Origin of the sequence: Hanamia caeni (genome assembly GCF_003721595.1) — a bacterium.
GTDB classification, from domain to species: Bacteria; Bacteroidota; Bacteroidia; order Chitinophagales; family Chitinophagaceae; genus Ginsengibacter; species Ginsengibacter caeni.
On the sequence record NZ_RJJR01000014.1, the window covers coordinates 111,503 to 125,564 of the forward strand.

Consider the following 14,062-nt stretch of genomic DNA (forward strand, 5'->3'; position numbering starts at 1 on the left):
ATTCCTTCAAATAATTATTTATAAAATTGCTAATGTTGCAGTGGCAACTGCTTTAACTTTCATGGAGATTTTGGTGTATGAATGAGTCGAAACTTGCAGCAGGCGAATAAATAAGTAATATTTTTATTTCAATTTTTCGAAACAATTTATACGGTAAAAATGAATGTAAAAAATGCTACAGTTTTAATAATTGATGATGATACCGATATTCTGACTGCGGTAAAATTATTATTGAAAACAGAAGTAAAGGAAGTTATTACAGAAAAAAATCCGGAAAATATCAGGTCGTTGTTGTCGAAATACCCCGTTGATCTTATTATGCTGGATATGAATTTCAACAGCTCTATCAATACAGGAAACGAAGGCCTGTTTTGGCTGAAAAAAATTCGGGAGTTTGGCTCAACTGCCGATGTGATAATGATTACAGCCTATGGCGATATTGATTTGGCGGTAAGGTCATTAAAAGAAAGCGCTTCAGATTTTATGGTGAAGCCGTGGCACAATGAAAGACTGATTGACTGCATCAAAAAAACTTTAAAGGCAAAAGGAAAGCCAGCTGATGAAAAAGATAGTTCAGAATCTTCAGTAATCGGCAAAGAACTGCTTGGTGATTCTGAAGCGATGAAGGATATTTTTTATAAGATAGAAAAAATTGCTCCCACAGATGCGAACATCCTGGTGCTCGGCGAAAACGGAACAGGAAAAGACTTGATTGCAAAAGCGATACACCAAAATTCTCTTCGATCAAAGAAGCCCTTTATAAAAGTAGACGTGGGCGCTCTTACAGAAACTCTTTTTGAAAGCGAACTCTTTGGCCACAAAAAAGGCGCATTCACTGGTGCTGCCGAAGACAGGGCAGGCCGTTTTGAAACAGCCAATGGCGGAACATTATTTCTTGACGAGATCGGCAATATTAATTTGCAGCAACAATCCAAGCTGCTAAGTGTTTTGCAAAACCGGCAGGTGATAAGGCTGGGAAGCAATGTTCCTGTTAATATTGACATTCGACTGATATGCGCTACCAATTTGCCTTTGGCAGAACTGGCGAATGAAAACCGGTTCAGGAAAGATTTAATTTACCGCATCAATACCGTTGAAATTACTGTGCCCCCTTTGCGCAGGAGGGGAGAAGATATTGTCCTGCTTGCCAAACATTTTGCCAATACTTACGCCAAAAAATATATGAAACCCCTTTTGGAGTTTGATGCAAAGGCGCTTGCCAAATTAAAGCAATATCATTTTCCCGGAAATGTGCGCGAGCTTCAATATACTATGGAACGCGCGGTGATAATGTCTGATGGGGAAATGCTTTCTGCTGACGATCTTATTTTTTCGCCGATAGAATCGGCGCCTCAAAAGGAAGAAGAACCTAAAGATTTGAATTTAAGCAATGTTGAAAAAAGTACCATTTTGAGGGTGATAGAAAAGCACCAGGGCAATATCAGCAAAGCCGCACGGGAACTGGGCCTTACCAGAACTGCTTTATACAGAAGGCTTAGCAAATACGACATATGATTACTGCTTAGTAAAATCTGCCAAACATGTTCAAACAAGTAGAATTTCAAATATTTATCAGGATATTTTTGTTGTTTGTTTCTATAACACTTGCGTCTTATTTGCTTATCAGCAATAATTTAAATTATTTATTCCTGGTAGGTCCCATCATCATTTACCAGCTTGTGGAATTGTACCGATATCATTTTAAGGGGAAAAAAGAACTGGACCAATTTGTAGAGTCAATCCGGTATCGAGACTTCTCACGTCATTTCAGTGTGAAAAAAGCGCCTCTTGAGCTTCGCGCGCTTCGCGAAAGCTTCAACAAAATCACGGATGCTTTTAAAGAAATTTCAAAAGAAAAAGAAACGTCATTTCAATATTTGCAAAAAATTCTCGAGCTGGTAGACACGGGAATTATTTCTTTTAACCTTGAGAACGGGGAAATTATCTGGATGAATGAAGCGCTAAAAAAAATGCTTCGCCTGCCTTACTTAAAACATATTCATTCTTTAGCCAACAGGGACCACGAATTGTATGAAGAGGTCATCTCTCTTAAACCAACAGAAAGTAAAATCGCCGTTGTTCATCTTGAAAGCCACTCATTTAAGATATTACTTTCGGGCACTACGTTCCAAACGGATGGCAATAGATTTATGCTGATTGCTTTTCAAAATATTAATGAGGCGCTGGATGAAACCGAATCAAAAGCCTGGAAAAAATTATTGAGTGTAATGACACACGAGATCATGAATTCGGTAGCGCCTATATCTTCTCTTGCTGATACTTTAAAAGGGCGGCTTCAGCAGGCGATTCCCAACTTAAATGATACCGGTGGAACCATACACGATCTTGAAGTTGGTATCGATACTATCAAGCGCCGGAGTGAGGGCTTATTGAAATTTGCGGAAACATACCGGAATTTAAATAAGATTATTAAGCCGAATGTGAAGAAGGTTTTGGTGCGCGACCTGTTTGAAAATTTATACCAGTTGATGGAGCCAACGCTGGATAAAAAAAATATTGAAATGGACATCGTATTAAAAGATACCAGCTTGTCTGTTGAAGTAGATCCCAGCCTGATAGAGCAGGTATTGATCAACCTGGTGGTGAATGCTATTGAAGCGTTGAAAGACAGGGAGAATGCTATGATTGTATTATCGGCTACCTCCAACAATAATAAAGTGGCTATCAAGGTAGCAGATAATGGCACCGGTATTCCGGACGATGTTTTGGAAAATATTTTTATTCCTTTTTTCAGCACTAAAAAAACCGGAAGCGGTATTGGATTAAGCTTGTGCAAACAAATTATGATGTTGCACAAAGGCAATATAAATGTGCATTCTGTTCCCGGCCAGGGCACTGCATTTACACTTCAGTTCTGATACAGGCGAAGCAATCACGTGCTTTTATGTCTTTACATGATGCGGAAACGACGGTGCAATTAATTTTTTGAAAGTATCTTCGCAAAAATTTTTTTCTATGAATTTACATGAATACCAGGCTAAGGAATTATTGAAAAGATACAACGTTCCGGTGCAGGAAGGCATAGCATGCAGCACGATTTCTGAAGCGGAAGATGCATATCGGTTTATTAATAGCGAGTATGGTAGCAAGTTTGCGGTAATTAAAGCCCAGATTCATGCAGGGGGTCGTGGCAAAGGAAAAATTAAAGGAACAGAGCAAAAGGGAGTGGCCGTCGCAAAAAGCCTTGAAGACGTAAAAACGATCGCGCAAAATTTATTGGGAGGCACCTTAATCACCGTTCAAACCGGGGAAGCCGGAAAGGTGGTAAATAAAATTCTCGTTGCCCAGGATGTGTATTATGATGGAGCCGAGCCGGTGAAGGAATTTTATTTATCAATATTGATGGACAGGTCCAAAGGAAGAAATGTAATAATGTATAGTACCGAGGGTGGCGTTAATATAGAAGATGTCGCTCATGATACGCCCGAAAAAATTTTTAAGGAATGGATTCATCCGGGTGGAGGCGTGCAGCCATTCCAGGCGCGTAAGATTGCTTTCAATCTTGGCCTCAGCGGAACCTCATTTAAAAACTGCGTAAAATTTGTAACTAATTTATATAATGCTTATGTAGGCCTCGATTGCAGCATGCTTGAAATAAATCCTATGTTTAAAACAAGCGATGGAAAATTAATAGCTGTAGATTGTAAAATGAATATCGATGATAATGCGCTGTTGCGCCATCCTGATATAGCAGCGTTGCGCGACGTGAGCGAAGAAGACCCTACCGAAGTGGAGGCTGCAAAATTTAATTTGAATTTTGTAAAACTTGATGGCAATGTGGGTTGTATGGTAAACGGTGCGGGGCTTGCAATGGCTACCATGGACATGATAAAACTGAGTGGTGGAGAACCTGCAAACTTCCTGGACGTAGGTGGCACTGCCAATGCACAAACCGTTGAAGCAGGATTCCGCATTATTTTAAAAGATCCAAAAGTGAAAGCCATCCTGATAAATATTTTTGGCGGTATCGTTCGCTGCGATCGTGTAGCGCAGGGCGTTATAGACGCTTATCAATCGATTGGCGATATCAAAATACCTATCATTGTTCGCCTGCAGGGAACAAATGCAGAAGTGGCCAAAGACCTGATTGATAAAAGCGGGCTGAAAGTAGAATCTGCAATTTTATTGAGCGAAGCTGCTGATCTGGTGAATAAGGCGGTTGCCTGATTTCAGTTTATTTGAAGAAAAATTATAAAACTCCTTAAAAGCTTTCCATACATAATCCATCGTTTTACCGGAATAAAAACACCGGTATTTGTTCGTTTGCTGTCAGTGGATTTTCACCAATTCCAGCTTTAAAAAAAATTATTAACTCTCCAGTTGCTTGTCAAAATATTTTTTGAGTAAAAATATCTGCACCATTACTGCGCTGGCTGCTAACAGAATTACATAAGCTGTTAGAAACGAAATCCTGAAATTAGGAAAAAGCTTTTCAAGCTGGCTTAATCTGAACCATGAAAAATTAACTTCAAACACAGGAGCCTGCGTATTTGAATTAAAGAAAGAATAAATAAAAATTGCGATAATTCCTGTAAATATTATGAACCATGTCCGCTTAGAGAAAATGGGTTTGTACATTATTTCCCTGCTTTTTTGTGATGCATAAATTCCACTCATCACGTTTTGCGTAAAATCGGGCGATGGCGATTCAATTTCGCTATTCATCATCATTCGCTCCACCAGTTTTTCTATATTTTGATCTTCTTTATTTTCCATAACCATCTATTATTTCAGGCTCAATTTTTAGTTTAAAAAGACCAGCTAATTTCTTTCTTGCTCTATAGAGTTTGATTTTTAAATTATTCTCATTGATCTTCATAATCTGTGAAATTTCCTTCAAAGAATTTTCATGAAAATAATAAAGAGTAACCAGGAATCTGTCTTCCTCATCAAGTGAGGCAATACACTCCTGAACCATTTTTTTTCTTTCCACTTCTTCTATCGTTTCCACAGCACTCATTATCGATCTTACTTCACGCTCAGTAAATTCATTCAATTCAAGAAATAAGCGGTTTTTCTTTTGCTTTTTTAACCTGTCCAGGCAATTGTTATAAGTCACCTTGTAGAGCCACGTCGAAAATTTTGATTCGCCTTTAAAGCTTTGTAATGACTTAAAAATTTTTATAAAAGTATCCTGCGCCGCTTCTTCTGCTTCCTCTCTTTGCTGAAGCATTTTCAAAGATAAATTAAAAACAAAATCCTTATACCGATCTACCAGTATTGCATATGCACTGGTATTTCCATCTTTAACAAGATTGATATAATCGAGATCGTTTAATTTATCCATGAATTTTTTTTGGACGATTTATTCAGGCTGCCGGTTACATCTTTTAAATATTTTTATCAAAACGTAACCAAATTAAAATATTGGCGTCACAATCTCTGAACACATTTAAAACTAAAATTTAAACCTCTTTTTTTATGGAAGCAATTATTACAGTAAGCCTTTTTCTAATGATATTTGGGATCTTTTATCTTTTTTTATCTACGCGCAACAAAGAGCGTTTGGCGCTGATTGAAAAAGGTGTTGACGCAAGAATATTTATCAAAGGAAAAAGCGCCACCAATAACATTGGAAAAATCATCATTTTAAATTTAGCGCTTCTTCTGATGGGCATCGGAATTGGCGTTTTTATAGGATTGATTTTATCCACGTTTACTTCTATGAATAATGGTGCTGCTTATTCAGCCACTATTTTCACAATGGCCGGAGTTGGGTTATTTATCGGTTTTTATATGACGAAAAAGCTTGACCAGGAGAAGCTAAGCGATAGTCAAACTTTATAGATCCAATTTAATTTTTTGCGCAGATTTGCAGGCTTTATAAATAGCGTCGATAATTTTGAGATCTTTGACTGCCTCTTCTCCATCCACGGGAACAACAGGTTTTTTATCTCTCAAAATAATATCGGCCATTTCATCCATCTGCACGGTTTGATGAGTGACGATGGGCGCATCAATTGGTCCTTTGTTCGTTCTTCCTTTGATGGGGCCATAGCCGGTTGCGGGGTCTAATTCAGCAAAACCCTTTGTTCCATTCAGGAAAAATTTGTCCAGGTTATTCATACTGTACGTTGAGAGGCAGGAAGCCACTGCACCCCCGGGAAATCCGAATTGAAACTGGATAGTCTCATCCACTCCTGGTTTAAATTTTTCAGGATTGTTTTTGGTTTCTTCAGCGGTTACCCAAATGGGATCTTCACCAATCATATACCGTGATCCGTTTATCGAATAAATACCGATGTCCATCATGGCCCCGCCACCTGAAAGTTGTTTGTTGAGCCGCCATTGATTGGGGTCGCCGATGGTGAAGCCGCTTAAACCTTGGAAAAAGAGAATTTTTCCAAAATCGCCGGCCTTACGCATCTTAATAATTTCCAAAGTGTGGGGTTCAAAATGCATTCTATATCCTACCAATAATTTTACGTTTGCTTTTTTGCAGGCGTCAACCATTTCCTGCCCTTCCTTCGCATTTATCGCCATAGGCTTTTCACAAATAACATGCTTCCCTGCTTTCGCTACGCGTATCACTTCGTCGTGATGAAGTGCATTTGGCGTTATCACATACACCGCATCAATATCCGGGTTGTTTTTAATGTTGTCAAAGTTTAAATAGTTGTAACAGTTTTTTTCCGGGATGTTGTATTTGGATTGCCAGTCTTTAATTTTTGACGGCGTGCCGCTGATAGCGCCCACTAATTTTGCTTTGGTACAGCTTCGCATCGCTTCTGCCACGCGGGTTCCATAGCTGCCAAGCCCCATAATTGCTACCCGCAATATTTTTTCATCAGAAGATTTTGGATTGAAAATGTTCCCTGTAGCCATTGCTGAGTTTACAAAAGGGAATGCGAGTGAGGCGGCGGCCATTTTACCTAAAAAATCACGTCTTGAATTCATGATGGTTTTTGTTTAAATATATAAATTTATTTGTTATTGGCGGGCTATGGCTTCAATTTTTTGCGGTTATCTACTTAAAATGGAATCGTACAATTGCGGGCTGCACAGTGAAATCCACATTCCACTTCATTAAATGCCAACAAATCTTAAAAAAAATACCGTTAAGGCAATTTTAACAGTTTCGTTTCGTTCATAACTGGTGAGCATGACGCACTTTCTGCTGTGAAGTAGCAAAATAATATTCAATATCATACTCCTTGAATGCCGCCTGATGAAACGTAAAAGCGAAAAGACCACCATTTTATTTGTCAATAAAAATGCACAGGCTTTTAAACCTATCCAGGTTTCGAGTGGCCTTATTTTACATTGGAAAAAATACATCGCCGGAATCATTGTTTCCTTTGCGGTATTGCTAGGCGCTGTAGTATATCTTATTTCTCTCCAAAATGAACAGGTGCAAAAGCAGCTTTTTCTTTCCAACAGGATACATTATATCCGTTCAACGTTTTCAGGAGTAGACACGAGCGCTATGAAAGAAAAGTTTTTGAAAATAGACAAAGAGCTCTCAGGCATAAACGAATTTTTGAAGGCGCGCGGAATTAAGCCTGTGGTCAAAGGCGGGGAAGGTGGCGAAAGTGATGATGCCGTTTTATCCGGGGATGAAATCAGTGATTTTTATATAAAATATTTGAACAGGCTTAGCTATGATTTTTCACACACGCCGCTTGGCCTGCCTTCTTATGGTAGAATCACTTCCACGTTCGGGCATCGTGAAAATCCTTTTGGCGGCGCCAATGTTGAGACCCACAAAGGCCTTGATATTGCCGGACCTTTTGGCTCGCCGGTAAAAGCAATGGCTGTTGGAACAGTAGAGTTTGCCGGAACCCGCGGCGGTTTTGGAAATTGCATTATGCTAAAGCATGCAAATGGGTTCGAAACCCTTTACGGCCATTTGTCCCAAATTATGGTAAGGGTAGGGCAGAAGGTGAGCATCGGGCAAGTGATTGGAAAAATAGGATCTACCGGCCGGTCCACAGGCCCGCATCTTCACTATGAAATTCATAAAAACGGTCAAAAAATAAATCCTCAATCATTTTTAACTCTTAAGTAACATGTTTAAAAAAAGCAAAGAAAATCAGCCATTAGAAATCAACCAGCAGGAAATATCTACCATCATTGGTGAAGGCTATATTTTTACCGGCGAACTGCGTGGCGCTTCAGTGATAAGAATTGAGGGCACTGTTGTTGGAAACATCAATGTGGAAGGCGGAGTGATATTGGGCGAGAAAGGAAAAGTTGAGGGTGATATCATCACACGTTCGGCTATCATTTTTGGCACAATAAACGGGAATGTAAAAACCGTTCAGCTTGAAATAAAGAAGACAGGGCTGGTGAATGGAGATATTTCTACTGATTCGCTGGAAATAGAGCTGGGAGCGCAATACAACGGTAAATTAAACATGCGCAGGCCGCAGTTGGTGGAATCTAATGAGGCAGAATTGCCTGCAAAAAAAGCTTCCTGATTTGTCAGGTATAAGCGCTATGAGATTTCTTTTTTCAAAAGAATGTTGATTAATAAAGCAACAAATAGTTTCCTTTTTATTTTAGGCTTATCAGAAACCCCAGCCCTTCATAACTTTGAGATCATAAGCCGCAGCGTCCATCGGGTTTAAATCGGGGTAATCTTCCTGTTCGACAATAAAATATTTTATTCCGGATTTCCGTGCATAATCTACGATTTGCTTTACGGGGATTACGCCTTTTCCGAGCGGGCAGCTTTCATATTCATTTCCTTTTTGTGGTGGCGGCTCTTTTTTCATTTCATCTTTTACGTGCATCGAAAAAAATCTTCCGGGATATTTTTTTAAATAATCCATTGCCCGTCCGCCAGGCTCATACATGTTGCCGGTATCTATTTGTTGCCATACAAGATTTTTATCAGAAGATTGAAGTAATAAGTCGTACAACACAGTGCCATCAAGGCTGTGATTAAATTCATAGTTTTCATTATGATAGGCAAAATGAAGCCCGGTGTTTTTACAAAGCTGCCCGGTTTTATTGAACATATCCATATAATGCCTGAAGTCGTTCATGTTAGTGCAAAGGCTTTCATCCACTCCGGGGCTTATCAGGTATTTCATACCAACAGCCTTTGAATCTGCAATAGTCTTTTTCCATTCGTCAGTAAAATCGTGAGCAGATTTATTCCATTGACTGGCTCCAAGAAAACTATGACCGCTTTCCATTATCAAACCATTATCGCTTAATATTTTTTTAAAATCCGGGATGGAATATCCATAAAACTTGCCATTTTCATATCCCGCATGCTCCACATATTTATAGCCCATTTTTGCCAGCTTTTCAAGGGTTCCGGCAGGGTTTTTTGCCATATCGCTTCTTACAGAATACAATTGTATTCCCAGGATAATTTTTTTCTCTTTGCCATTGCCGAGAGACGGTAAAAAAGATGCGCCAGCCAAAGCAAGGCTACCATTTCTTATAAAAGTACGACGGGAGATATTCATGATTGATGGTTGGTTTTAGGAATGGATTTTAAAAGTAAAAAAAATCCGGCGAAGCGGAATATGTTTTTTCAAAGCACAACTGCTGCCAAAAAAGCAAAATTGTTTTACCGCGTATCTTTCGTCTGCTTAAACCACTTCTTTAACGAAATTAATTTTCGTTTACCCCTAGCCGTTATACCGGTAAATCAATAAATAGAGTTGATTTTTATTCTGTTGTTTCGCTGAGATTTTTTACTCGCTTCTCAGACTATTTACCGGATTGGCGACCGCCGCTTTTATTGCCTGGAAGCTGATGGTAATGATGGCTATCAAAAATGCTATAGCTCCTGCGATTACAAATATCCACCAACTCACATCGATACGATAGGCAAAGTTTTGCAACCATTTGTTCAATACCCACCAGCCGATAGGAAAGGCTATCAGCGCTGCAATCAGTACAAGTTTCAAAAAGTCTTTGGATAACATCGTTGTAACGTCGGTAATTGAGGCGCCCAAAATTTTTCTGATGCCAATCTCCTTGGTGCGTTGCATGGAGGCATAAGTTACGAGGCCGAAAAGCCCGAGGCATGCAATGAGTATGGCAAGTATGGAAAATGTGATAGAGAGGCCACCCATTTTTTGTTCTGCCTGGTAGATTTTGTTGAAGTCTGCATCCATAAAAGAATATTGAAAAGGCTGGCCAGGCGCTACTTTTTGATAGATGTTTTGTATCGAAGCGATGAGTTTGCTTATATCAGTAGTATTTACGCGAAAAGCGAGATTTCCATTTTGCGGAGACAATACGAAAACCAAAGGCGTTACAGGATCATGCAATGAATTAAAGTTGAAATCTTTTACAACTCCTATAATATGATATTTGGTAATGCTATCTTTTGAAAAATTATCCATATAATAAAGCGGCTTATTGATGGCGTCATGCAATCCGGCAATCTTTGCAAAAGATTCATTAATGATGATGCCTGATGAATCCGTTGGAAAATCTTTTGAAAAGTTTCTTCCTTCTGCCATCTTCATTCCAAGCGTTGGGATATAATTTTCATCCACCTTCCATATTTGCGTGCTGATAGCCGTTTTTGTATCGCCGGTAGCAGTTGGGAAAAGCGGGCTGTCGCTGCGCCATCCCGATGTGGGCAGATATCCGCTCATGGTAGCATTTTGTACCCCACTCAGATTGAGGGCTTCATTTTTAAAAACGGTTGCCTCATTCCCAAGCGCATTTATATTTTTAATTATTAAAACGTGGTCGCGGTTGTAGCCTATATTTTTATTATTAATATAATTGAGCTGTGAATAAATCACTAGTGTGCCGATGATAAGAAATATTGAAATGGCGAATTGGAAAATAACGAGGCCGCTGCGCAGCCAGCCTGCTTTAAAACCCGTTGCCACTTTTCCTTTAAGAACAGCAACGGGCTTGAACGAAGAAAGGAAAAATGCAGGATAAATGCCGGCGAGGAGGCCAACAATGATAGTCAGAAATGCCAGTGAAGATACCAGCCATGAAGAAAAAAATGCCTGTCTGGTCAATTGTTTCCCGCTGAGCATATTGAAATATGGCAATAGTAGCAGCGCGATAGCAACAGCTAAAATCATTGAAATAAGGCTGATCAACATCGATTCAGTGAGAAATTGAGTGATTAGATTTTTTCGCAATGAACCCAACACTTTTCTTACGCCTACTTCGCGCGCGCGCCCTGATGACCGGGCAGTTGACAGGTTCATAAAGTTTACACAAGCTATCATTAAAATAAAAAAAGCGATAACTGAAAATATGTAGACATACTGGATGTTACCATTTGCTTCCAATTCGCCATTCTTATGTGAATACAAATGAATCTTCCTCAGCGGTGTTAAAGTGTAATGCAAATAATTCCCCTGTTTTAAAAACTCTTCTTTTGTAAGATTAAGCGATTTAAAAACCGGCTCTACATATTTCATTACAAAATCGTCTAACCGCGTAGCTAACTTATCAGCATTTGCCTGTTTGCCTAATACAATGTAGGTGTTGAAATTATTGCTTGCCCATTGATTTATCTCATACGGCGCCAGCTTGCCATACATCGGAATAAAAAAATCATAATGAAAATGCGATTGCCTTGGTACATCTTCAATTACACCCGTAATTTGATAAAGTGAAGTGTCGTTGATGGTAAGTGTCTTCCCAACTACATTGGTAAGGCTGGTTTTAGGAAAATATTTTTCAGCAATCGTTTTTGTAATCACTACCGAATTAGGATTTACAAGCGCCGTGTGGGGATTGCCGGCAATCATGGGTAAGGTAAACACATCAAACAAGGTGGAATCAGTAAGTATTACCCTGTCTTCCTTTACATTCTGATTTTCTTTTTTTACCAAAAAGCCGCCGTGGTCGCGAAAACGAACATATTGCTTCACTTCCGGAAAATTATCTTTCAAGGCCGCCCCCATAGGATCGGGCGTTTGTGCCAGATCAAAATGATGTCCGCCAAACCTGATGTCTGCGTTGATACGATATATCTGTGAAAATTTTTTGTTGTAATGATCGTAATTCAACTCATCGGCAACATACAAAATGATAAGAAGGCAGGTAGCAAGGCCACATGCAAGGCCAAAGATGTTGATAGCAGAAAAGCCTTTATTTTTCAGCAGATTTCTAAAGGCCGTTTTAAAATAATTTTTGAACATCTTATTTCGTTTATCGGTGACTGTTATATATAGTAGAGCAGCAAATACTTATTTTTTTTTATTTTGAATTATCAATTCATGGCTGAAAAAATTAAACCATTTTCGTTTTAAGTATAAATCAATAATTTAAAAATTATAAAAGCATTTTACGTGTCCGGTTTTGATACACCTTCAAGTCCGGTTTTGATACATGGCAATCATAGAACCATTCAATAATTCTTTTAAATATTGAATCATTTTTGTGAACAATTTTATTCAGGGAATGATGGCATCAAATTGCCTGATGGGCTGAATGTCTATAAATGTTCCAATACGCTTCATCAATTCGTTCATTTCAGCCGTACCCATAGCTGCGGCAAACTTTTCTGCTGAGACAATCCAGAAGCTGGCAGTACAAATGAAATGGGGAAGGGGAGTGCCCGGTGAGGCAAGCCCTTTTCGGATTTCGAATTTTACACAATTCTCTCCAAGCAGAGCAGCATATTCAGGAATTAATTTTTTTGAATACAATTCAAAATCAAAAGCCACACTTTCTTCATTTGGATAGAGTACGGTGGCGCAAAATAATGGATGGTTCATTTTTATGATTTATACTAAGACGTTAAATAACTCAATACAGCAAGCATTATGTTTTCGAAAGGGCGCCTTGAATTTAGTTAAATCCTTACGCTTCAGGCCAAAAGCATTGGTGACAATTCATAAGTATGTATTTTAGACAAAATGGCGGGGTCGTTGTTGGCAATATTTTTTGCCTCTTCTTCAGATTCAGAAGCGATGATGGCAATCCCAAAAACGCCGTCTTTATGAAATACAGGCCCATATATCAATGCTTTTTTTGCCGAGGTCAGCCCAGCCCAATAGCCGAAATGCTTTTGCATAATTTCTTGTTCTTCGGCATTTTGATTTAAATGAAAATCCCGTCTTGGCGGAATAAGTTTGTAAAAAAAGTGATTCATTTGTTCTATAATGATGTGTTTGTTTTTTTTAATCGAAACTCAATCAGGATGTATATTGATTAATACAAAGATGCGGTAACGAAACGGACTGGAATTGTATGGATCGGAATTGCTATTTCAGATACGAGATATTTCCAAAAATATTTTTACATCGTCCGAATTTTGATGGAGAATAACCCGTAAATCTTTTGAATTGTTTGATAAAATGGGATTGGTCGTAGTAAGTATGATAATACGACTTTTCGTCAAAAATCTCACCTGGGTTATTCACGACCGATTGGTACACACATTGAAATTTTACAATAGCGCAAAAAGTTTTTGGACTGATTCCGATTCTTTCTTCAAATTTCCTGTTGATCCACCTGGCACAGTAACCGGTTTTTCTTTCAAGATTTTTTACACTGATGTGGCCATAGTTTTTTTTAATTGTATGAATACAATATTCAAATATTTTATCCTCTGCTGATTTATTAAGAAGAGCCAGAAGAAATTGCTGCAGAATTAATACTTTCTCTTCTATCAATGTAGTAGAAGCAATTAGGCTTTCAATTTCGAAATTGTTATTTCCGAATACTTCACCGGAGTGAAAAATTGAATTTTTTAGTTCCCGAAGGTTGAAATTAAAGAACCGGTAAGCCGCGTGTGGACTGAATTCTATACCAATGGTGCTAAACGGAAGGTCTTCAACAGTATCCACTACAAAAGGAATGTCATTAATGCCTACAATGGTTAACTGGTTTGATTTAGAATATTTGTAAAAATTATTTCGTTGCGCAATGAATTCATTTTTGACAGGAATTATCAGCTTTACCATTCCATTGGGCACCACCAGCCTTAAATCCCTGTCAGGGACTCTGCCAGCAGATTCCAATATCCAAATCTTTTCGATGAGGCCCCGCAGATGGGGATGAATGGCGATATGCCGAAAGCTTATTTCCATTTAACCCGATAATGCTTTTTTGTTAGACTATGAATTTTAATTGATGGATATGAGATATC

General features: G+C 38.7%; 14 protein-coding genes. 6 read left to right on the top strand and 8 right to left on the bottom strand.

All coding sequences use genetic code 11. From position 1 onward, the window contains the following. The first annotated feature begins 159 nt into the window (after positions 1-159). From EFY79_RS16355 to sucC, 3 genes are all read left to right on the top strand, one after another. Entirely contained in the window at positions 160-1,515 is a 1,356-nt protein-coding gene (locus tag EFY79_RS16355) for a sigma-54-dependent transcriptional regulator (protein ID WP_123121801.1), read from the top strand. A gap of 26 nt (positions 1,516-1,541) precedes the next feature. Next, complete coding sequence (locus tag EFY79_RS16360) at positions 1,542-2,879, top strand: sensor histidine kinase (protein WP_123121802.1); 1,338 nt, start codon at positions 1,542-1,544, stop codon at positions 2,877-2,879. Between the two features lie 97 nt (positions 2,880-2,976). Further along, entirely contained in the window at positions 2,977-4,188 is a 1,212-nt protein-coding gene (gene sucC / locus EFY79_RS16365; RefSeq protein WP_123121803.1) for an ADP-forming succinate--CoA ligase subunit beta, read from the top strand. Positions 4,189-4,329: 141 nt separating this feature from the next. Here sucC and EFY79_RS16370 read toward each other — a convergent pair whose 3' ends face one another. Both EFY79_RS16370 and EFY79_RS16375 read right to left on the bottom strand, forming a co-directional pair. Beyond that, positions 4,330-4,737, bottom strand: a complete 408-nt coding sequence (locus EFY79_RS16370; protein WP_123121804.1) for a hypothetical protein — start codon at positions 4,735-4,737, stop codon at positions 4,330-4,332. Next, entirely contained in the window at positions 4,727-5,308 is a 582-nt protein-coding gene (locus EFY79_RS16375) for an RNA polymerase sigma factor (RefSeq protein ID WP_123121805.1), read from the bottom strand. The genes EFY79_RS16370 and EFY79_RS16375 overlap by 11 nt, the downstream gene beginning before the upstream one ends. Before the next feature lie 134 nt (positions 5,309-5,442). On the opposite strand from EFY79_RS16375, the gene EFY79_RS16380 reads away from it, so the two are divergent. Further along, positions 5,443-5,808: a DUF6249 domain-containing protein gene (locus EFY79_RS16380; RefSeq protein WP_123121806.1), complete on the top strand. Its 366-nt coding sequence runs from the start codon at positions 5,443-5,445 to the stop codon at positions 5,806-5,808. On the opposite strand, the gene EFY79_RS16385 is transcribed toward EFY79_RS16380, so the two are convergent. Further along, positions 5,803-6,918: a Gfo/Idh/MocA family protein gene (locus tag EFY79_RS16385; protein ID WP_123121807.1), complete on the bottom strand. Its 1,116-nt coding sequence runs from the start codon at positions 6,916-6,918 to the stop codon at positions 5,803-5,805. The genes EFY79_RS16380 and EFY79_RS16385 overlap by 6 nt on opposite strands. 271 nt (positions 6,919-7,189) lie before the next feature. Here EFY79_RS16385 and EFY79_RS16390 point away from each other — a divergent pair, with 271 nt between their 5' ends. Both EFY79_RS16390 and EFY79_RS16395 read left to right on the top strand, forming a co-directional pair. Beyond that, positions 7,190-8,029: a M23 family metallopeptidase gene (locus tag EFY79_RS16390; protein ID WP_123121808.1), complete on the top strand. Its 840-nt coding sequence runs from the start codon at positions 7,190-7,192 to the stop codon at positions 8,027-8,029. Position 8,030: 1 nt separating this feature from the next. Then, complete coding sequence (locus EFY79_RS16395; RefSeq protein ID WP_123121809.1) at positions 8,031-8,441, top strand: bactofilin family protein; 411 nt, start codon at positions 8,031-8,033, stop codon at positions 8,439-8,441. A 90-nt stretch (positions 8,442-8,531) separates the two neighbouring features. On the opposite strand, the gene EFY79_RS16400 is transcribed toward EFY79_RS16395, so the two are convergent. The 5 genes from EFY79_RS16400 to EFY79_RS16420 form a co-directional block, all read right to left on the bottom strand. After that, positions 8,532-9,443, bottom strand: a complete 912-nt coding sequence (locus tag EFY79_RS16400) for a sugar phosphate isomerase/epimerase family protein (RefSeq protein WP_123121810.1) — start codon at positions 9,441-9,443, stop codon at positions 8,532-8,534. A 231-nt stretch (positions 9,444-9,674) separates the two neighbouring features. Continuing rightward, on the bottom strand, positions 9,675-12,107 hold the full coding sequence (locus tag EFY79_RS16405) for an ABC transporter permease (protein ID WP_123121811.1): 2,433 nt from the start codon (positions 12,105-12,107) through the stop codon (positions 9,675-9,677). Between the two features lie 255 nt (positions 12,108-12,362). Continuing rightward, positions 12,363-12,686, bottom strand: coding sequence for an EthD family reductase (locus EFY79_RS16410; protein WP_123121812.1), 324 nt, complete (start codon positions 12,684-12,686; stop codon positions 12,363-12,365). Between the two features lie 92 nt (positions 12,687-12,778). After that, a complete protein-coding gene (locus tag EFY79_RS16415; protein ID WP_123121813.1) occupies positions 12,779-13,063 on the bottom strand; it encodes a YciI family protein in 285 nt (94 codons plus the stop codon). A gap of 112 nt (positions 13,064-13,175) precedes the next feature. Beyond that, positions 13,176-14,003: a helix-turn-helix domain-containing protein gene (locus EFY79_RS16420; protein ID WP_123121814.1), complete on the bottom strand. Its 828-nt coding sequence runs from the start codon at positions 14,001-14,003 to the stop codon at positions 13,176-13,178. Between the last annotated feature and the right edge of the window lie 59 nt (positions 14,004-14,062).